Genomic DNA, 19,396 nt, shown 5'->3' on the forward strand with positions numbered 1-19,396 from the left:
GCCGCGGGCCGCGCGATCGCGACGCCGATCGTCCGCGCGGCGGCCGGCCCGATCGTCCCGTGGAGCGCCAGCCGGCGTCCGCGGCCACGGCGCCGGCGCTGCCCCCGGGGCTGCCCGGGGACGCGCAGCTGCTCTACGGCCGCAACGCGGTCCACGAGGCCGTGCGGGCGGGTCGCCGGAGGGTCCGCGGCCTCTGGGCGACGGCGGCGACGCTGGCCGCCGAGGAGTGGATCGACCGCGACCTGGTCCGCGAGGCCGAGCCCGACGCGCTGACGTCGCTGGTCGGCAGCGGCGACCACCAGGGCGTGGTGGCGGCGGTCGACCCCTACCCGTACGTCGAGCTGGAGGAGCTGCTGGCGCACGACGCGCCGCTGCTCGTCGCCCTCGACGAGGTCCAGGACCCCCAGAACCTCGGCTCGATCGCGCGCACCGCCGAGTGCGCCGGCGCGACCGGCCTGATCATCTGCCGCCATCGCGCGGCCGAGGTCACCCCGTCGGCGGCGAAGGCGTCGGCGGGCGCGGTCGAGCACCTGCCGATCGCTCAGGTCCGCAACCTCGCCGACGCGCTGACCGCCGCCAAGGACGCCGGCGCGTGGATCTACGGCGCGGCCGGCGACGCGGCCGGCGGACGCGATCCGGTGGCCTACGACCAGCCCGACTACAGCGGGTCGGTCGTGCTCGTGATGGGGGCCGAGGGGACCGGTCTGCGGCCGCGCGTGGCGGCCACCTGCGACGAGCTGGTGGCCCTGCCGCTGCGGGGCCGGATCGACAGCCTCAACGTCGGCGTGGCGACCGCCGTCCTGCTGTACGAGATCTTGCAACAGCAAGATCGGCTTGACAGCGCGACATAACCTTGCGAAAGTCGCCCCGTCGTCACCGTCGACTTGAGGTCTAGACCGGGCCCTTGGTCGAAGGTGGTGACAGGGAACGCAACGTCATACTTGCTCATAGCGCCGAGGGAGGCGCGCGCTACGAGGCTTCAAGTCCGCGTGGAGGCGGACGGAAAGGCATCTCGTGGCACAACTGCAGACAAACACTCACGCTCGACGTGAGGTTGAGGATGGCTTCCTGATCGCCCGTGCGAAGCGCGGCGACCAGCAGGCGACCAATCGACTGATCAAGCGCTACCAGGGATTCGTCCGGATGAAGGCGTCGTCCTTCTTCCTGAATGGTGGCGACCGCGACGACCTCGTCCAGTACGGCCTGATGGGCCTGTACGAGGCGATCCGCGACTTCCGGACCGACCGCGAGTCGAGCTTCCGCAACTTCGCGGAGCTCTGCATCACGCGCCGGATGATCACCGCGATCAAGGCCGACAACCGGCACAAGGCGAAGCTGCTCAACGACGCCGTGTCGCTCTCCTCGCCGCCCCCCGGCGCGTCCGAGGGCGAGAGCACGCTGCACGAGGTGATCGCCGGACCGGGCAAGCACGACCCCGCTCGCCTGGCCGTCGACCGCGACGAGCTGCGCGCGCTCGTCTCGTCGGTCCCCGAGCTGCTGAGCGACCTGGAGTCGCGCGTGCTCGCCCTGTACCTGCGCGGGCGCACCTACGAGCAGATCTCCGAGACGCTCGGCTCCGACACCAAGCGGGTCGACAACGCCCTCCAGCGCGTCAAGCGCAAGATCGGCGACTTCCTGCACGAGCGCGAGCGGGTTCCCGCGGCGATCGCCTGAGGCGACCCGCAGTCCGTAGCATTCTGGCGCGATGCCGCTGATCGAGCTTCCGACCTCCACCTCCGCCGTTGCGGCGGCCAACGTGCCACTGGCCGTCTCGGTGGTGGGGATCGTGCTGCTCGTGATCCTCCTCGCCGTCGCGCTCCTGGCCCTGACCGGCTTCGTCGCCGGGCGCCGCCGCGCGCTCGGCCGTCGGGACCACGTCCTCGCGCGAGTGCGCGAGGCGAACAACGCCCTCGCCGCGGCCCACGCCGCCGACGAGGGCTGGGACCGCTCCGCCCTCGAGTCCGCCGCTCGCGACGCCGCCCGTTCCCGTGGCGTCGCGGACCCGGACGCGATCGAGCTGGTGCTCGTCGAGGTCGACGACCAGCCCGGCGTCGACGACGACCGCGCGACCTTCGCGATCGTCGACGGCGACGTCCGCACCGAGATCGTCCTCGGGCGCGTCGGCGGCGTTTGGCAGCCGGTCGAGTAGCGATCGCCGCCGAGCCGCACCCGGTCGGCCGCGGTCAACCATCTAGGCTGCCGCCGATGGGTCCGCTGCTGCCCGACGACGGACCCCGCGGGGCCCGGATCGTCCGTCGATTCCGTGGGATCGTCCTCGAGACGGTCGCCTTCGTCCTCGTCACGCTGCTGTCGCCGCTGCTGCTGCTCGCCGCGGCGGCCGTCGACCTGGCGCTGTGGCTGGCGCGCCGCAAGCCGTGGATGGCGGTGCGGCTGCTGGCGATGCTCTGGTGGTTCCTGCTCGGCGACCTGCTCGGCCTGGCGCAGGTGCTCGCGATCAGGGCGGTCGGGCTCGGCCGCGACACGCCGACGCGGCGCTGGCGCCTCTACCGGCTGCGGATCCGCTGGTCCTCCTGGCACCTGGCGGGCGTGCGGGTGCTCTTCGGCCTGCGGGTCGTGGTCGAGGGCCTCGAGCAGGCCGGCGACGGCCCCGTCGTGATCCTGATGCGCCACGCGAGCATCATCGACAACACGCTGCCGGACGCGATCGTCGGCCGCACCCACGGGCTCGGGCTGCGCTACGTCGTCAAGCGCGAGCTGCGGATGATCCCGACGCTCGACCTCGGCGGCGAGATCATCCCGACCTACTTCGTCCGCCGCGGATCCGGCGACACCGACCGCGAGCTGGAGCAGCTGCGCAAGCTGACGATCGACCTCGGCGACGACGAGGGGATCCTGCTCTACCCCGAGGGCACGCGGATGACGCCCAGGAAGCTCGCGCGCGCCAAGGAGATCATCGCCGAGCGCCAGCCGGCGCTGGCCGAGCGCGCGTCCCGCTTCGAGCACCTGCTGCCGCCGCGGCTGGGCGGCCCGCTGACCGTGCTCGAGGGCGCGCCGCACGCCGACGTGGTGCTCTGTGGCCACGTCGGGTTCGACGGCTTCGTCCACGTCAGCGACGTCTGGCGCGGCGGCCTGCTGGGCACCGAGGTCCGGATCCGCTTCTGGCGGTTCCCGGCGAGCGACGTGCCGGACACCACCGACGGCCGCACCGATTGGCTCTACGACCGCTGGCTGGCGGTCGACGCCTGGGTCGGCGAGCAGCAGGCGCGGGCGCTCGAGCACGGCGCCGACCCGCTCGCCGTCACGCCCCACGAGTAGCCGCGCGCGGCGCGGCGCTCAGCCGGTCGTCGCGACCTCGCCGGTCTGGACCGCCCACAGCGCGGCGTAGCGGCCGCCGAGCTCGACCAGCTGCTCGTGGGTGCCGGCCTCGGCGACGACCCCCTCGTGGAGCACGTGGATCCGGTCCGCGTGGCGGATCGTCGACAGGCGGTGGGCGATCACGATCGTCGTCCGCTCGTGGCTGACCCGCAGCAGCGAGCGCTGGATCGCCGCTTCGGTCTCGTTGTCGACCGCGCTGGTCGCCTCGTCGAGCACCAGGATCGCCGGGTCGCGGACGATGGCGCGGGCGATCGTGAGCCGCTGCCGCTGGCCGCCGGAGAGCTTCACGCCGCGCTCGCCGACCGGCGTGTCGTAGCCGTGCGGCAGCGCCTGGACGAAGCCGTCGGCCTCGGCCAGCTCGGCGGCCCGGCGGAGCGCGTCGTCGGGCGCGTCGGGGGCGCCGTAGCGCAGGTTCTCGGCGACGGTGCCGTCGAACAGGAAGGTGTCCTGGCCGACGTAGCCGATCGCGCCGCGCAGGCTCCGAAGCGACAGCTCGCCGACCGGGATGCCGTCGATCGCGACCGTTCCGGCGTCGGGGTCGTAGAGCCGCAGCAGCAGCTTCACCAGCGTCGACTTGCCGGCCCCGGTCGCGCCGACGATCGCGTGCGTCTCGCCGGCCGGGACGTCGAGGTCGAGGCCGCGCAGGACGGTGGTCCGGACCGCCGAGCCGCCCGGGCGCTCGCCGTCGCCGTCGCCGCCGATCGCGTCGCGGTAGCTGAAGTCGACGGCGGCGAACCGGACCGCCCCGGGCGACCCGTCCGGCAGCTCGCGAGCGCCGGGCCGGATCACGATCGGCGTGTCGAGCAGGTCGAGGATCCGCCGGATCGAGGCGACGCCGCGCTGGTACAGGTCGAGCGTCTCGCCGAGGTAGGTCAGCGGCCACAGCAGCCGCTGCGTCATGAAGACCAGGACCGAGTAGAGGCCGATCTCGAGGTCGCCGTTGAGCGCGGCGTGCCCGCCGAGCACCAGCGTGAGGACGAAGCCGGTCAGGATCGCCATCCGGATCAGCGGGACGAAGGCCGAGCTGAGGACGATCGCGTGGCGGTTGGCGTCGGCGTAGGCGATCGAGGCCCGCGAGACCCGCTCCGCCTCGCGCTGCTCGGCACCGAACGCCTTGATCGTGGCGATCCCGCCGAGGTTGCCGCCGATCAGCCCGCCGACCCGACCGGCCCTCTCGCGGACCTCGCGGTAGCGCGGGGCGAGCCGGCGCTGGAACAGCAGCGAGCCGCCGACGATCACCGGGATCGGCAGGAACGCCATCAGCGCCAGCATCGGCGAGATCGCCACGAAGACCGCGCCGACCGCGACCACGTTGGTGATCGTGACCACGATCTTGTCGGCGCCGACGTCGAGGAACCGCTCGAGCTGGTTGACGTCGTCGTTGAGGATGGTCAGGAGGCGTCCGGACGCGCGGTCCTCGAACCACGCCAGGTCGAGGTCCTGCACGTGCCGGTAGGCGTCCATCCGCAGGCCGTGCTGGAGGTCCTGCGAGAGCCCGCGCCAGATCCGCTCGGCGACGTACTGGCTGATCGACTCCAGGATCCAGGCGACCGCGGTGATCGCGGCCAGCACCAGCAGCTGGTCCTCGCGATCCCGGACCCCGAAGATCTGGGCGACGAAGCTGTCGTCGGTCCGCACCACGACGTCGATCGCGACGCCGATCAGCAGCTCCGGCGCGATGTCGAAGAGCTTGTTGAGTACCGACGACACGACCCCCATCACGATCCGCCGGCGGAACGCGGTCGCATGGCGCCAGAGGCGCACGAGCGGATGGGCCTCGGCGAGGCGGGGTGGGGGCGCGGCGGCCATCGCGGGGAGGCTAGATGAGGCGCGGCGGCGGGCGCAGGGCCTTCGGTTCCTGCGCCCGCCGCGACCCGTGGCCTGTGCACGCGTCGCGGGTCGCACCGAAGCCGGCGAGCGGATTCGAACCGCTGACCGTCCGCTTACAAGGCGGGTGCTCTACCAACTGAGCTACGCCGGCGTGACCGCGTCAGGGTAGCGGCCGGGTCGGGGCGGTGGCGACGGGCGGGTGCGGCCGTTCGATCGCCGTCTGGTGGGAGGGGCAGGGTCGAGATGGCGATCCGGCGTCATGGGGACCGAGGATCGCCGGGTCGCCGTGCGGCGCCAGTCGAGGTGGCGATCGGCCGGATCGAGGCGCGACCGTCTGCGGCCGACCCCGCCGATGTGGCCGACCTGTAACCGAGCCCCGCGCGCGGGGTCCGTTAGGTGAGATGGCGCACGATCCCGGCACCCCGACCGTCCCCCCGCGCGAGGACGCAGCGCGACCGCTGCCCGTCGTGGCCAGCGAGACCGCCGTCGGACGTCGCGACCTCGAGCGCGACGAGCGGCTGGCGCTGCACGAGAACGTCACCGGCAAGGGCGTCAACCCGATCGTCTACTGGGTCGTCCGGGCGTTCTTCCAGCCGTTCTTCCACATCTACTTCCGGATGACCCGGATCGGCCGCGAGCACGTCCCGACGTCGGGCCCGGTGATCTTCGCCGCCAACCACCGCAGCTTCCTGGACCCCTTCATCCTCGGCGCGATGAGCCGCCGGCCGCTCTACTTCGTGGCCAAGAAGGAGCTCTTCCGCAAGCCGCTGCAGCGGTGGTTCCTCAACAGCCTCGGCGCCTTCCCGATCGACCGCGGCAACGCCGACGGCGACGCGATGTCGACCGCCAAGGCGATCCTCGAGCGCGGCGACTGCGTCGTGATCTTCCCCGAGGGCACCCGCGTCCGCCCCGGCGGGCTCGGCACCCCCAAGCGCGGCGTCGGCCGGCTGGCGCTGGAGACCGGCGCGCCGGTCGTCCCGGTCGCGGTCCACGGCACGACCCACATCCGCACCCGCTGGAAGATCCGCCCGCACAAGGTGATCGTCCGCGCCGGCCGCCCGCTGCGCTTCCCGCACGTCGAGCAGCCGACCGGCGAGCTGGCCAAGAACGTCACCGACCGGATCTGGCCCTGCGTCGAGCTGCAGTGGAACTCGCTCGGCGGTCACGTGACCGAGACCGGCATCGGGGTCGACCCCGAGCTGCTGCGCCCCGAGCTGGCGCCGGCGATCGGCGTCCGCGCCCTCGCCGCCGGCAGCGGTGACCACGACCACCAGGAGGCCCGGTCGGCAGGGAGCTGAGCCCGGCAGCAACGCGCGCCCGCCGCCCGTGCGCGCGGCCACCGCTCGTGGTGGCCCGCGTGCAGGCGGAACCACGGCCCCCGTGTAGGGTGAGCCCGTGGAAAAGGCCGAGCTCGACGAACGGTTCTCCGAGCTCTACCGCGCGCATCTGCGGGACGTCTACTCCTACTGCTACTACCGGGTCGGGAACCACCACGACGCGGAGGACCTCACCGAGCAGACCTTCCTGCAGGCCTACCGGCACTTCGAGCGCGCGCTCAACGAATCCGACGGCCGGCCCTTGCGGCCGTGGCTGATCCGGATCGCGCACAACCTCGCCGCGAACCACTTCCGTGATCGCTCCCGCCGCCCCCAGACCTCGATCGACGACGACGACTCGACGACCGTGCTGCGGGCGACGCACACCACCGAGGACCTGGTGGAGGAGCGCGACGAGCTGGGACGCATCCTCGCCGCCGTCCAGGACCTGCCCGACGATCGCCGTGAGGCACTGATCATGCGCTTTGCACTCGGGATGGACAATCGAGAGATCGCTCGCGCGATGGGACGCTCCGACGGCGCGACCAAGGTGCTGATCCACCGCGCGATCAAGCAGCTCGAGGGCCTGGTGGCCGTGACCCCGAGCCCGGGGATCTGACCATGGCGCAGAGCACCTTCGACATCGAGACGCTGCTGCGCGAGGCGCTGTCGCCGGTCGACCCGCCCGAGCGACTGGGCGTGCGGGTCGAGAACACGCTGCGCAACCTCAGCGAGCTCGCCGCCGACGAGCTGGAGAGCTGGGAGCTGACCGCGATGAAGGACCCGCGCAACTGGGTCCGCCCGGCCGCGGCGGTCGCCGTCGGCGGGGTCGCCGGGACCGGCCTCGCGGTCCTCCGCTGGCGGCAGGCCAGCAAGCAGCGCAACCGCAAGCGCGCGGTCGCGCTCGACAAGGCGGCCGAAGAGGCCGCCGACCTGCTGCGCCGCGGCGTCGAGCGGCTGGGCAACCGCTGAGCGGCAGCCGCGGCGAGCGGCCGCCCGCCATGGGCGGCGGCGTGCACGGCGGGCCACCGCTCAGGGACGCCGAAGCTTCGCCTGGTACTTTCGCGCGGATGCCCACCTGTTACCGCCATCCGGCGCGCGAGACCGGAGTGGCGTGCTCGAACTGCGGGCGTCCGATCTGCCCTGACTGCATGACCCCGACCCCGGTCGGCATGCGCTGCCCGGAGTGCGCCAAGCAGCGCACCAAGGTCCACACGTCGCGCAGCCTCGCCGGGACGGCCGAGCCGCTCGTCACCTACGCGATCATCGCGATCTGCGCGATCGCGTTCCTGGCCGGCGGCCAGTTCGGCGTCAGCGAGAGCAGCACCTCGACCTGGCTCTACCGCAACGGCGTCCTCTTCGGGCCGCTGGTCCACGACGGCGAGCTGTGGCGGCTGGTGACCGGGGGCTTCCTGCACTCCGGGCTGCTGCACATCGGCTTCAACATGCTGCTGCTGTACTGGCTGGGCACCGAGATCGAACGGCGGCTGGGGAGCTTCCGCTTCGGCCTCGTGTACCTGACCGCGCTGCTCGGCGGCTCGCTCGGCGCGCTCGTGCAGACGACGGCGACGCCGACCGTCGGCGCCTCGGGCGCGGTCTTCGGCCTGATGGGCTACGCGCTGGTCGAGATGCGCCGCCAGGGCGTCAACCCGCTGCAGAGCCAGATCGGGTTCCTGCTGATCTTCAACGTCGTCCTGTCGCTGCGGCCGGGCGCGAACATCAGCTTCGGCGGCCACCTGGGCGGGCTCCTGTTCGGCGCCCTCGCCGCCGTCGTGCTGCACGAGGCCGCGCGCCGTCGCGGTCCCGCCTGGCTCGGGCCGGCGCTGCTCGTGGGGCTCTCGGCGATCGCGGTCGTCGGCGCGATCCTGATGGCCGGGCAGACCGGCATCACCGACAGCGGGAACGTCACGCGGTGAACACCCGCAACCGGCCGGGGGGGCTGAGCGGGGGGACAGCGCGGGGGCGCCGACGACAGCTGGTCGCGGCCGCCGCCGCGGTGGCCGTGCTGCTCGTCGGGGGCGTCGCGGCGCTCGTCCTCCGCGGCGACGACCAGGGCAGCCCGGAGGCCCGGCGCGGAGCGGTCCAGGCCGTCGTCGGACTGGCCAGGACCGTCGTCGCGCGGCCGACGCCGACGCCCCGCCAGATTTGCCAGGCCGTCGGCCCACGGACCCGGCACCAGCTGGCGACGCTGGCGCGCTACCTGGCCCGCCCGCAGGGCAGCTGCCGGGCGCTGCCGGCCCGCGTCCTGCGGATCACCCTCGAGCCGCTGGCGGGCACCGCCGGCAAGCCGCTCGAGGCCTCGGTCGACGGCACCACCGCGATCGTCCGGATCGCCGACGGCCCGGAAGTCTCGCGAGCGACGCTGCGCGGTCGTCACTGGCGCGCGGATCCGGCCGCCGGCGGGGTCGGCGCCTGGCGGCTCGAGACCGCCCGCCGCTGCTCGGCGGCGCTGACCAGCGCCCGGCTGTCGCCGCTCTCGATCGACCAGGGGCGCTACCGCCAGGCGATGACGACGCGGCTGCGCGGGGTCTCGGCGGTGCTGGAGATGCTGCGGCGCGCGCCCGACGGCCTGGCCGGCCGGGTCGCCCAGCCGCGCGCCGCGCTGACCGAGTTGCAGAACGGGCTCCGCCGCGGCCTCCGGGCCGTCGACGGCGGCCACCTCAGCCGCGACGCGCCCGACCCGTCGCAGCTGCCCTCGCTGCTGCAGCTGCTGGAGTCCTTCCCGGCGCTGCGCGACCTCGGCGTGCCGTGCCTGGGCGGCCCGGCCGCGCCGCCGGCGACGGTCGAGGCCGGCAACCGCACCTGCACCCAGGTCCGCAAGCCGGTCGACGGGGTCTACCGCAACATCGGCCGTGCCACCGACCTGCCGACCGTCGCGGCGGAGTTCGACCGCCTGGTCGGCATCTGGAGCGGGGTCGCGCAGCAGGTCGCCACCAGCAACCTGGCCGGCGCCGCTCGCTTGACCCCGGTCCGCAGCGAGGCGGTGGCCTCGGCGCAACGGGCCTCGGCGCTGGCGGCGACGCTGGCCGCCGCCGCGCGGGAGGGCCGTGAGGACGCCGTCGCGGCCGACCAGCTGAACCTCGCCCAGCAGGCGCTGCTCGACGGGCTGATCGCGCTCGGCTTCGGCTGGTGCGGCAACGTCGGGGTCTAGGCCCGACCCCGCTCAGGCGACCAGCTCGGCGTACAGCTCCTGCAGCCGCTCGGACAGCGCCGCGCTGCCGAAGCGGGAGCGGGCGTCCTCGCGCGCGAGCGCCCCGAGCCGGGCGCGCCGCTGCGGGTCGTCGCGCAGCTCGACCAGCGTCCGCGCGAGCGCGCCCGCGTCACCGGGCGGCACCAGCACGCCGGTCCGCCCGCCGTCGAGGATCTCCCGCAGCCCGCCGTGGTCGGCGGCGACGACGCAGCAGCCGGCGGCGGCCGCCTCGAGCGCGGCGTTCGGCAGCGGATCGGGGCGCGTCGAGGGCACGACGACCACGTCGGCGGCGCCGTACAGCAGCCCGACCCGGTCGACGAACCCGGGCAGCCGGACCCGCTCGGAGACGCCGTGAGCGCGCGCACGGGCCCACAGCTCCCGCATCAGCCGCGGATCGTCGCGCCAGGCCGAGCCGGCGAGGACGGCGAGCGCACCGGGATCGTCCGCCAGGGGCGGCTCCGCCAGCGCGTCGACCAGGACCTCCTGGCCCTTCCAGGCCGAGATCCGGCCGAGCATCGCGACCACGAACGCGTCCTGCGGCAGGTCGAGCGCGGCGCGCGCCTCGGTCCGCGCGACCGGCTCGATGTCGAGCGCCAGGCCGTCGGGCACGACCTGCGCCCGCTCGGCGCGCTGGGCGCCGTCGAACTGCTCGCGGACCGCCTCGCTGACGCACGGCAGCGCGTCGGCGCTCAGCAGCAGGCGACGGTAGGCGGGCCACCAGCGGTCGAAGCCGGTGTAGATCTCGCGCACGTGCCAGACGTGGGGGATCCGGGCGATCCGCGCCGTCGCCGCCCCGCCGAGCGTGACCGAGGTGTTGGTGTGCACCAGCGCCACGTCGCGGAGCCGGGCCAGCCGCCCCAGCCCGCCCGCGTCGGCGGCGAACGACGCGGTCACGCGCGCGAGGCCGGCCGGCGACATCAGCTCGCGACGCAGCACCGCCAGCGGTCGCACGATCACCTCGGCCCCGACGTCGCGCAGGTCGGCGACCAGCGGCCCGTCCTCGGCCAGCACCACCAGCGCCCGGAACGAGCCGTGGTCGAGTCCGCGGACCATCGCGGTCAGCTGCCGGTCGGCGCCGTAGCGCCCCGCCGAGCTGTGCAGGTAGAGGACCGGTCGCGGCCCGGCCGTCGCGGTCATCGCTCAGCCCCGCGCCGCCGACGCGGTCGGGCGCGCGACCTCGTGGACGGTGTCGGGCGGCGTCGGGACCCGGTCCGGGTGGAGCACGTGGGCGAGCAACTCGAGGCCGGTCACCAGCCGCGGGCCCGGACGCGAGAAGTAGGCCGACGCGTCGAGCGTGACCACGCGCCGGGCGCCGGTCGACCACAGCTGCTGGGCGAACGGGGTCGCCTCGGCGAGCGAGCGGTCGGCGTCGTAGCCGCAGGGGATGCAGACGACGATCTCGGGCTCCAGCGCCCGGATCGCGTCCCAGGTGGTGGTCTCGCTGCGCTCGCCCGGCAGCCCGCAGAGGTCGATGCCCCCGGCCATCTCGATCAGCTGCGGCGTCCAGTGCCCGCCGGTGAAGACCGGATCGAACCACTCGACGGCGACCACCCGCGGACGCTCGCCGCCGCGGACGGCGATCCGGACCGCGTCGGCGCGGCGGCTGATCTCGGCGACCAGGTCGACGCCGGCGTCCTTGACGTCGCAGCGGCCGGCGAGCGTGCGGATGTCGCCGAGCGTCTCGCCGAACGTGTGCGGGTCGAGCGCGATCACCTCGGGGCAGCGCGGCAGCTCGCGGGCGACCGCGGCGACCTCGTCGAACGAGACCGCGCAGACCGGGCAGAGCTCCTGGGTGACGATCAGGTCCGGATCCAGGTCGGCCAGCCGCTGCTCGTCGAGGCGGTAGATCGCCTCGCCCCGCTCGGTGCGCTCGCGGACCGCGCGGTCGATCTCGGCGGGAGACAGCCCGGGCGGGAGCTGGTCGGCGGTGACCTGGGGCAGCGCGAGGGCCGCTGCCGGCGCGTCGCACTCGTGGGTGACGCCGACGACGCGGTCGCCGAGGCCGAGGGCGAACAGCAGCTCGGTGGCGTGGGGGACGAGCGACACGATCCGCCGCGGCGTCGGGCCGGCGGGCGGCGACTGGTTCTCCGGCGGGCGATGGTCCACCATTGGGTTATGGCAGACCTGATCGACGGAGGCCGGCTGGCGGCGTGGACGGCCGGCCGCGCGTGGGCCCAGCGCGAGGGTGGGCTGGAGCGCGAGTGGACGTTCCCCGACTTCGCCGCGGCTCTCGAGTTCGTCAACGCCGTCGGCGGGCTGGCGGAGGCCCAGGGACACCATCCCGACATCCATCTCCACGACTGGAACCGGGTCGGCCTGCGGCTGCGGACCCACAGCGCGGGCGGGATCACCGATCACGACCTGGAGCTGGCCGAGCGCGTCGACGAGCTGCAGGACCGGCCGGACGGGGCGGGCTGAAGACGGCCACCCGGCCGCCGGCGGCCAGACCATCCGTCCTCGTCTTGACACGGTGTGCTGGACTGCCAGATGAGCGCGAACGCGCCAACTTTCGGGTTTTCGGGAAATCCGACTCAAGGACTCGCGCGGGGCTGCCGATAGAAACCGTGTCCGAGCCGATCCTGGTGCGGCTGGACGGGACAACACGGCCCGGTGCCCGGGACGGCACCGTGCCGACATATGACGGGACGGAGTGCTTCGCACTCCCTACCACCACACACGCACGACGGCCCCGCAGAGTTCGCTCTGCGGGGTCGCTCGTATTCTGGGACCGGCTCCGGCCCGCTCCGGCGCGCACGATCCGCCCCACGAACGTGCACGGGCCCCGGATGGTCCGGGGCCCGCGACGGGTGTATTCGTGTGAGGAGGAGGTACTGGTGCGTCGTTCGCAACCGGCATCCTGCCCCGCGCCATTCAACCGGCGCTAAAGCACCGCTCTCGTGGCCGTAAGACCTGCTGGCCTCGTGGCTCAGCGGCTCCAGTCGAGGAAGCCCTGGCCGCTCTTGCGGCCGAGCTTGCCCTCGGCGACGAGGTCCTCCAGCTCCTGCGGGATCGGCGAGCCGATGACCTCGCCGATCGCCTTCGAGACGTCGAGGCCGACGAAGTCGAGCAGCGCGAAGGGCCCCATCGGCTGGCCGGTGCCGAGCGTCATGCAGGTGTCGATCGCCTTGGCGTCGAGCCCGGTCTGCTGCTTCAGGTCGACGGCCGAGAAGAGGTACGGGAAGAGCAGCTTGTTGACGACGAAGCCGGGGGTGTCCGGGACCTCGACGGCGATCTTCTCCCACTGCTCGCAGAGCGCGCGGGTGCGGTCCTTGGTCGACTCGCTGGCCGCGGCCGGGAAGACCAGCTCGACGAGCTGCATCTTCGGGACCGGGTTGAAGACGTGCAGGCCGACGAAGCGGTCGGCGGCGCTGGTCGCGTTGGCCAGCTGCTCGATCGACAGCGACGAGGTGGTCGACGCGAGGATCGCGTCGGGACCGGCGACGGTGATGATCTCGCCCAGGACGACGGCCTTCGTCGACGGGTCCTCGACGACGGCCTCGATGATGATCGTGCCGCGCCCCAGCTGCTTGAGATCCGTGACGACGTCGACGTTGGTCACGTCGACCTTGAGCTTGGCGGCCTGCTTCTCGATCGCGGCCTTGGCGCGGGCGGCGCTGGCCTCCGAGCGGGCCCAGAGGACCACGTCGGAGTGGCGGGCGGCCGTGACGGCCAGGCCCGTGGCGATGGTGCCGGAGCCGGCGATGGCGACTGTCTCAGACATCTGATTCCAAGGGTGGCGGACGGAAGGCGCGGAAGCCTACCGGGAGTCGGAAGGGATTCGCCCCCCGGTCGGGGGGTCCCCGCGGCGGTCGACGCCGCTCGCGGACGCCGCACCGTAGCGCTCGCGGCGTCGCCGGCGCGCAGCGGTCGCGCAACGCCGGCGGCGCCCGGGGCGGTCAGTCGCCGGCGAGCCGGAAGCCGGTCGCGTCCGGCGTCAGCCGCAGCGGCGAGGCCGGCAGCCGGTCCGGCAGCGCGACGTCGTTGAAGACGGTCGGCGCCAGGTCGTTCGGCCCGTCCGGATGGAACAGCGCCGCCAGCAGCTGCGCCTGTCCGCGGCCGGGGCCGAGCTCGGTTTGCCCGCCCGAGTAGACGCCGATGCCCCGCTCGCCGCAGAGCGCGTAGACGGCCGACAGCTCGCGCAGGCTCCCGACCCGCGACGGCTTGACGTTGACGATCACGGGCGGGAACGGCAGCAGGTCGAGATCGGCGGCGGTCTGCAGCGGCACGTCCCAGGTCAGCCGGCGAGCGTGGCCCAGCAGCAGCGCCTGGGTCTCGTCGGTCACGCCGGGATCCTCGAAGAGGGCGTCGGGCAGGCCCTCGAGCAGCAGCCGGTAGATGCCGGGCTCGACCGGGGTGTCGACCGGGGTCCCGCGGTACCAGCCCTTCAGGTCGACGGTCGCGACGGCGCCGGTCGCGGCGACGGCGGCGATCGAGGCGGCGTCCCACTGCTGGCCCAGGTCGAGCTTCATCCGCAGACCGGGGGATCGCCGGCGGAGGTCGGCGATCACGGCCGGATCGGGCGGATCGCCGACGGCGCGGCTGGAGACGAAGGTCATCGGCCGCAGCGTCCGCTCGACCAGCTCGGCGAGCCCGCGTCCGGCCTGGCGCAGCGCCAGGTCGACCGCCGCCGACTCGAACGCCCAGTTGCGGTAGCTGCGGTAGACGGCGTGCTCGGGCGGCTCGGGGAAGAGGTCGGCGTCGGCGAGCGCGCCGGCGAAGCCCTCGATCGTCCAGCTCCCGCGGAGGTCCGGGAGCGCGTCCCACGCCTGCAGCGCCGGGTGGGCCTCCGGGTCGTAGGTCACGTCCTCGCCGACGCCCTCGTGGCCGTCGCCGGAGAGCCGTACGACCGTCGTGCGGCGGAGGAAGAACGGCGTCTCGCGCTCCAGCGGCTCGAGCGCGACGGCCTCGATCCGCAGCGGCAGCTCCCGGATCGCGGACCAGAGGGTCGGGCCGGGGGTGGGCGGGGCGACGGTCTCGTGCATCGGTGCTCGTCTCGGGCGGGGTGGGGAGGGGAAGCGGGTCAGGCGGCGAGCCGGGCTCCGACGAGCTGCGCGACGCCGAAGCGGCGCTGGCGGATCGCGCCGAAGCCGCGTTCGCGGAGCAGCGCGGCCAGCTCCTCGGTGCCGAACACGCGGACGCCGCCGAGCCGCCCGCCGACGCGGACGGCCGGGCCGGCGATCTGCAGCGCGGGCGCCGCCGAGGTCAGCAGCGCGATCCGGCCGCCCGGGCGGAGGACGCGCGTCGCCTCGCTCAGGGCGAGCTCGGGATCGGGGAAGAGGTTGAGCGCCGCGAAGCAGGCGACGCCGTCGACGGATCCGTCGACGAGCGGCAGGGCGCCGGCGTCGGCGCGCAGGTAGGCGATGGCCGGGAACCGCTCCCGCGGCGTGTCGCGGACGGCACGGCGCAGCATCGTCGGCGAGGCGTCGAGGCCGATCACGAGCCCGTCGGGCGCGACGTCGGGGGCGAGCCGGCGCGTCAGGTTGCCCGGGCCGCAGCCGAGATCGAGGACCGTGTCCCCAGGGCGGGACCCGACGAGCGCCCGCATCAACCGGGCCTCCTCGGCCATCCCGGGGCCGAGCGGGCCCTTGGCGACCCGCCCGAGCAGCGGCCGCCACCAGCGCTCGTAGACGAGCGGCAGGGCGGGCGTCCGCATCAGCCGTCCGCCGAGCCCGCCGGGGGCGGGGCCGGACGGGCCGAGCAGCTCCAGCCACCCGCCGGCGGCGACGACCGGCCCCCGCTCACGCAGTGCCGGGAGCAGCAGACGGGCGAGTCGCTGCTGCGCCGGCACCGCCGCTCACTGCTCCTGGACCGCCGCCGACGGCAGCACGCGCATGCCCGGCTGGGCTGCCTGGCCGCGGTGCTCGCCGTTGCGCCCGAGAGCCGTCAGGCGGGCGATCTCGGCCTCGCCGAAGCGGCGCGCGGGGTGCTCGGCCGGCAGGTCCGCGATCAGCCGCGCGACGCGGTTGCGGATCTGCTGGGCGAAGTGGGGCGTCGCGGCGCCGGTCAGCTCGCGGATGTCGTCGATCGTGACCGCGGTCCCGAGGGCGCGGCGGTCGGTGCGTTCGGCTTCGCTCATGAGGTCCTCGCGGTCACGGCTTCTTGCCGTCGGTGGTCCGACCGGGCGGCGTCGGGCCGGTGGTCGTGGTCGGCGTGATCGGCGTCGTCGGCGTGCTCTCGGACGTCGCCGTCTGCTCCGGCGCGGGCGCCCGGTCGTTGATCGGGCTGATCTCGAGCAGCGCGTCGATCTGGGACTGGACCTGGGGCGAGATCGCGTCGGTGCTGCCCGCCAGCCAACCGCGGTTGTAGTAGCCGTCGGCCGGGTCGCCGGTGCTCGGGATGCCGGGCTGGAAGTCGAGCAGGAACCCGCGCACCGGCTCGGGCAGCTTGTCGGCGCTGTCGAGCAGCAGCAGCGGTCCGTGGAGCCCGGTCGCCGCGAGCGGGGCGAGGGTGATCGCCATCAGCGGCGCGTTCGAGCGCGCGAACTCGAAGCCGTGGCCGGCCCCGGTGATGTGCCAGCCGAACGAGCCCGAGCCGTACTTGGCGAAGCCGATCGCGTTGCTGATCGGGTCGGCGCCGCCGGTCCGGCGGACCGTCCCGTAGCGCCGCAGCTGCTTGGTCACGGCGGGCGGGATCACGTTGCTCGGGCCGAGCACGAAGATCGTCGCCCGCGGGTGGTCGGCCAGCTGGCGCCTGGTCGCCGCGGGGATCCCGGCCTTGGTCACGAACGCGATCGGGTCGCCCGACTTCGCGGCCCAGGCGGCGGCCGGCACCGCGAACTCCGGGCGCTCGGCGCTCACGACCAGCACGCTGTCGCTGGCGCGGCGTCGCGCGGCCGCGGTGATCCGGTCGATCGCCAGCGCCAGCGCGGCGGGGTCGGTTCCGTCGATGTCGTTGGTGCGCAGGCCGGCCGGGCGCCCGACGGCGCCGACCCGGAACACCTGGGCGCCGCCCGCCGGCTCGCTGCCGGCGGGGCGCAGCGCCTCGAGCGCCTCGGTCGTGGTCTTCGGCAGGTTCGCCCCATCGCTGAAGAGGATCGGGGCGCCGATCGGCTTCGCCATCAGCGAGGTCGCCGCGAGCGCCGCACGCCAGTCGCGCCGGTCGACGAGCGCGACCGCGCGCGCCTGGGTCTCGGCCGCGCCCCCCGAGTAGATCGCCCGCGCGATCGCCGCCGCGCCGGCGACGGGGTCGTCGCTCGCGGTGCGCGTGGTGTTGCGGGTCGCGACGATCGGGAACCCGAGGTCGGTGGCCGACGACGACTGGCTGGCCTTCGGCGTGCCGCCGAACGGCGACCCGCCCGAGGAGTCGTCGCCACCGCAGCCCGCGAGGGCCAGCAGCGTGAGGCTCGTCGCCGCCAGGGCGTGCCGACGGCGGGGGAAGAGCCGTTCCGGATGCATCGCTGCCGAACGCTACCCGCACCGGCTGGATCGCGTGCGGCGGGACTCCTTTCGCGTGCACGACGTCGTGCAGCCTTGGGTGCGAGCTTGCGGGACTCCTGTTACTCTGCGCGGAGCCGAATTACCGAGTGACGTCTCGGTAAGCGGGGGAACCACACGTTCCTTGGGGCAAATCCACACGCAATAGCGGTGGAAGCGCTGGCTCTTTCTGCGCTCGCCCGTCAGCTAACCCCGTAGGCCGACGAAAGAGAGCAGTTCCTTGCGCCCCTTCACTCGAGCTATGGCCCTGACCGCTGTCGCAGCGTTCGGGATCACGGGTTCCGCTTCCGCGGCCGCCCCGGCGACCGGTGGTCTCTCCACCGAGACCACGCCGGCCCCGGCGGCCGCCCCCGCCGCACCGGGATCGGTCGCGGTCCCCGCCGGGATGCGCGTCACCAACGGCGTCAAGGCGAAGCGCTACTCGGGTCGCACGGTCGACGGTCGCAAGGCCTACTTCGCTCGGGTTCCGCTGAAGGCGCCGGCGCAGGTGCAGCAGGCGGTCATCGCCGCCAACAAGATCGTCGGCAAGCCCTACAAGTGGGGCGGCGGTCACGCGCGCGTCGAGGACACCGGCTACGACTGCTCGGGCACCGTCAGCTACGCGCTGATCGGCGCCGGCCTGCTGAAGACGCCGCTCTCCTCGTACGAGTTCGACGACCTCTGGAAGAACGCCGAGCAGGGCGCCGGCCAGTGGATCTCGGTCTACGGCAACGGCGGTCACGCCTACGCCGTGATCGCCGGGCTGCGGCTCGACACCTCGGCCGCCTTCGACCGCGGTGGCAGCAAGGGCCCGCAGTGGCGCCCGAACAACCGCAAGGACGCCAAGTCGTTCGCGGTCGTTCACCCCCTTGGGCTGTAGCCCGGGATCGATACCGACTTCTCGAGGGGCCGCGCGATGCGCGGCCCTTCGTCGTTTCCGGCCACAGCGAATTGACGGCGGCTTGAGGCTGGAACTGTAGGGTGTTCACCAGTCCCCGAACACGCCGAAAGTGGAGTACCGATATGGGCCTCGGCGGCCGCATGTCCACCGTCATCAAGGCCAAGCTGTCCCGCGTTCTGGACAAGGCCGAAGACCCGGGCGAGACGCTCGACTACAGCTACCAGAAGCAGCTGGAGAACCTGCAGAACGTCAAGAAGGGCATCGCGGACGTCGTCACCGCGAAGAAGCGCCTGCAGCTGCAGACCGAGAAGCAGCAGCAGCAGATCGTCAAGCTCGACACGCAGGCGCGTCAGGCGCTGGCCGCGGGCAACGAGGAGCTGGCGCGCACGGCGCTGGAGCGCAAGACGCTGATCCAGACCGAGCTGCAGGGCCTCGACGGCCAGATCGCCGACCTCGAGAACCAGCAGCAGGCGCTGATCGCGAGCGAGCAGAAGCTGCGGACCAAGGTCGAGCAGTTCCGGACCAAGAAGGAGGTCATCAAGGCGCAGTACAACGCCGCGGAGGCCCAGGTCCGGATCTCGGAGGCCGCCACCGGCGTCGGCGAGTCGATGGCCGAGGTCGGCATGGCGATGCAGCGCGCGGTCGACAAGACCGAGAACATGAAGGCGCGCGCCGACGCCGTCCAGGAGCTGGAGGCCGCCGGCACGTTCGACGACATCACCCAGCTGGGCGACGGCAAGGACGACATCGACCGCCAGTTGGAGCAGCTGACCAGCGGCGCCCAGGTCGACTCCGAGCTGGAGCGCATGAAGGCCGAGCTGGGCGTCGGGACGGCTCCCGCGGCCGAGCTCGGCACCGGTGCGGCGGGGGCGACCCCGGCGACCGACGCTGCTCCGGCCGCCGCCCCGGAGGAGACCCCGGGGACGGGCCAGGGGGCGGGCGCGTGATCGTCCGCATCTTCGGCGACCAGCAGTACCGGCTCGACGACGACCGGCACGGCCCACTGAACGAGCTCGACGACGCCGTGGTGACGGCCGTCGAGCGCGGGGACCAGGCCGGCTACCGCGAGCGCTTCGATGCCCTGCTGGCCTTCGTGCGCAGCAACGGCACCCCGCTCGCCGACGACGAGCTGATCGGCAGCGACGTGCTGCTGCCGCCCGACGACCTCACCTTCGACGAGGCCGGCCGGGAGTTCAACGGGGAGGGCCTCGTGCCCGACCCGGCCGACGCCTGAGCGAACGAGAGCGACGCGCGGGAGGCTCTCTCGCGCGTCGATCGTTCTCGGGTTCTCGGGTTCTCGGGTCGGGTGGCGGTGTGGTCCGCGGGGTGGCGGGCGTGTTCGTCGTGGTGCAGGGCGGGTGTGGTCCGCGGGGGTGCGGTGCGTCCTCGATCGCTCGCGGCCAAGGGAGCG

At 73.7% G+C, this 19,396-nt stretch carries 21 protein-coding genes, 1 tRNA gene and 1 riboswitch; of the genes, 13 read left to right on the top strand and 9 right to left on the bottom strand.

The features are described 5' to 3' along the window. From rlmB to PAI11_RS17510, 4 genes are all read left to right on the top strand, one after another. Window positions 1-851, top strand: an 851-nt coding sequence (rlmB, locus tag PAI11_RS17495) for a 23S rRNA (guanosine(2251)-2'-O)-methyltransferase RlmB (RefSeq protein WP_341871728.1), incomplete at its 5' end; no start/stop codon positions are given. Between the two features lie 163 nt (window positions 852-1,014). Further along, on the top strand, window positions 1,015-1,674 hold the full coding sequence (gene sigH, locus PAI11_RS17500) for an RNA polymerase sporulation sigma factor SigH (protein WP_050897294.1): 660 nt from the start codon (window positions 1,015-1,017) through the stop codon (window positions 1,672-1,674). 31 nt (window positions 1,675-1,705) lie between these two features. Next, entirely contained in the window at window positions 1,706-2,149 is a 444-nt protein-coding gene (locus PAI11_RS17505; protein WP_007577230.1) for a hypothetical protein, read from the top strand. 56 nt (window positions 2,150-2,205) lie between these two features. After that, a complete protein-coding gene (locus PAI11_RS17510; RefSeq protein ID WP_007577232.1) occupies window positions 2,206-3,276 on the top strand; it encodes a lysophospholipid acyltransferase family protein in 1,071 nt (356 codons plus the stop codon). Window positions 3,277-3,294: 18 nt separating this feature from the next. Here PAI11_RS17510 and PAI11_RS17515 read toward each other — a convergent pair whose 3' ends face one another. After that, window positions 3,295-5,145 carry an ABC transporter ATP-binding protein gene (locus tag PAI11_RS17515; RefSeq protein WP_007577234.1) on the bottom strand — a complete coding sequence of 617 codons (1,851 nt, stop codon included), beginning with the start codon at window positions 5,143-5,145 and terminating at the stop codon, window positions 3,295-3,297. Window positions 5,146-5,244: 99 nt separating this feature from the next. Beyond that, window positions 5,245-5,317: transfer RNA gene (locus PAI11_RS17520), tRNA-Thr, on the bottom strand. Window positions 5,318-5,567: 250 nt separating this feature from the next. On the opposite strand from PAI11_RS17520, the gene PAI11_RS24685 reads away from it, so the two are divergent. The 5 genes from PAI11_RS24685 (at window position 5,568) to PAI11_RS17550 (ending at window position 9,633) form a co-directional block, all read left to right on the top strand. After that, window positions 5,568-6,464: a lysophospholipid acyltransferase family protein gene (locus tag PAI11_RS24685; RefSeq protein ID WP_007577236.1), complete on the top strand. Its 897-nt coding sequence runs from the start codon at window positions 5,568-5,570 to the stop codon at window positions 6,462-6,464. A 97-nt stretch (window positions 6,465-6,561) separates the two neighbouring features. Further along, window positions 6,562-7,101: an RNA polymerase sigma factor gene (locus tag PAI11_RS17535; protein WP_007577237.1), complete on the top strand. Its 540-nt coding sequence runs from the start codon at window positions 6,562-6,564 to the stop codon at window positions 7,099-7,101. A gap of 2 nt (window positions 7,102-7,103) precedes the next feature. Further along, window positions 7,104-7,454 carry a hypothetical protein gene (locus PAI11_RS17540; RefSeq protein ID WP_007577238.1) on the top strand — a complete coding sequence of 117 codons (351 nt, stop codon included), beginning with the start codon at window positions 7,104-7,106 and terminating at the stop codon, window positions 7,452-7,454. A gap of 179 nt (window positions 7,455-7,633) precedes the next feature. Next, window positions 7,634-8,398 carry a rhomboid family intramembrane serine protease gene (locus PAI11_RS17545; RefSeq protein WP_007577239.1) on the top strand — a complete coding sequence of 255 codons (765 nt, stop codon included), beginning with the start codon at window positions 7,634-7,636 and terminating at the stop codon, window positions 8,396-8,398. Continuing rightward, window positions 8,395-9,633 (top strand): hypothetical protein, encoded by a 1,239-nt coding sequence (locus tag PAI11_RS17550; RefSeq protein ID WP_040600799.1) that lies wholly within the window; start codon window positions 8,395-8,397, stop codon window positions 9,631-9,633. The genes PAI11_RS17545 and PAI11_RS17550 overlap by 4 nt, the downstream gene beginning before the upstream one ends. Before the next feature lie 12 nt (window positions 9,634-9,645). Here the strand turns inward: PAI11_RS17550 and PAI11_RS17555 are convergent, their stop codons facing one another. Together PAI11_RS17555 and PAI11_RS17560 are read right to left on the bottom strand one after the other, a co-directional pair. Beyond that, the gene (locus tag PAI11_RS17555) at window positions 9,646-10,809 is read right to left on the bottom strand and encodes a glycosyltransferase family 4 protein (protein ID WP_007577241.1); all 1,164 of its coding nucleotides are present in this window, start codon (window positions 10,807-10,809) and stop codon (window positions 9,646-9,648) included. Window positions 10,810-10,812: 3 nt separating this feature from the next. Then, window positions 10,813-11,781 carry a cobalamin-binding protein gene (locus PAI11_RS17560; protein WP_138974394.1) on the bottom strand — a complete coding sequence of 323 codons (969 nt, stop codon included), beginning with the start codon at window positions 11,779-11,781 and terminating at the stop codon, window positions 10,813-10,815. A 6-nt stretch (window positions 11,782-11,787) separates the two neighbouring features. Here PAI11_RS17560 and PAI11_RS17565 point away from each other — a divergent pair, with 6 nt between their 5' ends. Then, window positions 11,788-12,090, top strand: coding sequence for a 4a-hydroxytetrahydrobiopterin dehydratase (locus PAI11_RS17565; RefSeq protein WP_007577243.1), 303 nt, complete (start codon window positions 11,788-11,790; stop codon window positions 12,088-12,090). A gap of 508 nt (window positions 12,091-12,598) precedes the next feature. Here the strand turns inward: PAI11_RS17565 and PAI11_RS17570 are convergent. From PAI11_RS17570 to PAI11_RS17590, 5 genes are all read right to left on the bottom strand, one after another. Then, the gene (locus tag PAI11_RS17570) at window positions 12,599-13,393 is read right to left on the bottom strand and encodes a 3-hydroxyacyl-CoA dehydrogenase family protein (RefSeq protein WP_007577244.1); all 795 of its coding nucleotides are present in this window, start codon (window positions 13,391-13,393) and stop codon (window positions 12,599-12,601) included. 175 nt (window positions 13,394-13,568) lie between these two features. Next, window positions 13,569-14,654 carry an enolase-like domain-containing protein gene (locus PAI11_RS17575; protein WP_007577245.1) on the bottom strand — a complete coding sequence of 362 codons (1,086 nt, stop codon included), beginning with the start codon at window positions 14,652-14,654 and terminating at the stop codon, window positions 13,569-13,571. A gap of 38 nt (window positions 14,655-14,692) precedes the next feature. After that, window positions 14,693-15,460 carry a class I SAM-dependent methyltransferase gene (locus tag PAI11_RS17580; protein WP_007577247.1) on the bottom strand — a complete coding sequence of 256 codons (768 nt, stop codon included), beginning with the start codon at window positions 15,458-15,460 and terminating at the stop codon, window positions 14,693-14,695. Window positions 15,461-15,466: 6 nt separating this feature from the next. Continuing rightward, entirely contained in the window at window positions 15,467-15,748 is a 282-nt protein-coding gene (locus PAI11_RS17585; RefSeq protein ID WP_007577248.1) for a hypothetical protein, read from the bottom strand. A 13-nt stretch (window positions 15,749-15,761) separates the two neighbouring features. Beyond that, the gene (locus tag PAI11_RS17590; protein WP_007577250.1) at window positions 15,762-17,066 is read right to left on the bottom strand and encodes a hypothetical protein; all 1,305 of its coding nucleotides are present in this window, start codon (window positions 17,064-17,066) and stop codon (window positions 15,762-15,764) included. Window positions 17,067-17,170: 104 nt separating this feature from the next. Further along, window positions 17,171-17,321, top strand: a riboswitch (cyclic di-AMP (ydaO/yuaA leader). A 25-nt stretch (window positions 17,322-17,346) separates the two neighbouring features. Here PAI11_RS17590 and PAI11_RS28345 point away from each other — a divergent pair. From PAI11_RS28345 to pspAA, 3 genes are all read left to right on the top strand, one after another. Continuing rightward, window positions 17,347-17,964 (top strand): NlpC/P60 family protein, encoded by a 618-nt coding sequence (locus PAI11_RS28345; protein WP_007577253.1) that lies wholly within the window; start codon window positions 17,347-17,349, stop codon window positions 17,962-17,964. Between the two features lie 143 nt (window positions 17,965-18,107). Continuing rightward, window positions 18,108-18,932 (top strand): PspA/IM30 family protein, encoded by an 825-nt coding sequence (locus PAI11_RS17600; protein ID WP_007577255.1) that lies wholly within the window; start codon window positions 18,108-18,110, stop codon window positions 18,930-18,932. Further along, complete coding sequence (pspAA, locus tag PAI11_RS17605; RefSeq protein ID WP_007577256.1) at window positions 18,929-19,219, top strand: PspA-associated protein PspAA; 291 nt, start codon at window positions 18,929-18,931, stop codon at window positions 19,217-19,219. Before PAI11_RS17600 ends, pspAA begins: the two co-directional genes overlap by 4 nt. Window positions 19,220-19,396 lie beyond the last annotated feature (177 nt).

It is taken from the genome of Patulibacter medicamentivorans (assembly GCF_000240225.1).
In the GTDB taxonomy this organism is placed as follows: Bacteria; Actinomycetota; Thermoleophilia; order Solirubrobacterales; family Solirubrobacteraceae; genus Patulibacter; species Patulibacter medicamentivorans.

Excerpts from the sequence above, each read along its gene's own strand:
- PAI11_RS17505 (WP_007577230.1), top strand. The coding sequence starts at position 1,706 with ATGCCGCTGATCGAGCTTCCGACCTCCACCTCCGCCGTTGCGGCGGCC.
- PAI11_RS17510 (WP_007577232.1), top strand. The coding sequence starts at position 2,206 with ATGGGTCCGCTGCTGCCCGACGACGGACCCCGCGGGGCCCGGATCGTC.
- PAI11_RS17515 (WP_007577234.1), bottom strand. The coding sequence starts at position 5,145 with ATGGCCGCCGCGCCCCCACCCCGCCTCGCCGAGGCCCATCCGCTCGTG.
- PAI11_RS24685 (WP_007577236.1), top strand. The coding sequence starts at position 5,568 with ATGGCGCACGATCCCGGCACCCCGACCGTCCCCCCGCGCGAGGACGCA.
- PAI11_RS17540 (WP_007577238.1), top strand. The coding sequence starts at position 7,104 with ATGGCGCAGAGCACCTTCGACATCGAGACGCTGCTGCGCGAGGCGCTG.
- PAI11_RS17545 (WP_007577239.1), top strand. The coding sequence starts at position 7,634 with ATGACCCCGACCCCGGTCGGCATGCGCTGCCCGGAGTGCGCCAAGCAG.
- PAI11_RS17555 (WP_007577241.1), bottom strand. The coding sequence starts at position 10,809 with ATGACCGCGACGGCCGGGCCGCGACCGGTCCTCTACCTGCACAGCTCG.
- PAI11_RS17560 (WP_138974394.1), bottom strand. The coding sequence starts at position 11,781 with ATGGTGGACCATCGCCCGCCGGAGAACCAGTCGCCGCCCGCCGGCCCG.
- PAI11_RS17565 (WP_007577243.1), top strand. The coding sequence starts at position 11,788 with ATGGCAGACCTGATCGACGGAGGCCGGCTGGCGGCGTGGACGGCCGGC.
- PAI11_RS17570 (WP_007577244.1), bottom strand. The coding sequence starts at position 13,393 with ATGTCTGAGACAGTCGCCATCGCCGGCTCCGGCACCATCGCCACGGGC.
- PAI11_RS17575 (WP_007577245.1), bottom strand. The coding sequence starts at position 14,654 with ATGCACGAGACCGTCGCCCCGCCCACCCCCGGCCCGACCCTCTGGTCC.
- PAI11_RS17585 (WP_007577248.1), bottom strand. The coding sequence starts at position 15,748 with ATGAGCGAAGCCGAACGCACCGACCGCCGCGCCCTCGGGACCGCGGTC.
- PAI11_RS17590 (WP_007577250.1), bottom strand. The coding sequence starts at position 17,066 with ATGCATCCGGAACGGCTCTTCCCCCGCCGTCGGCACGCCCTGGCGGCG.
- PAI11_RS28345 (WP_007577253.1), top strand. The coding sequence starts at position 17,347 with ATGGCCCTGACCGCTGTCGCAGCGTTCGGGATCACGGGTTCCGCTTCC.
- PAI11_RS17600 (WP_007577255.1), top strand. The coding sequence starts at position 18,108 with ATGGGCCTCGGCGGCCGCATGTCCACCGTCATCAAGGCCAAGCTGTCC.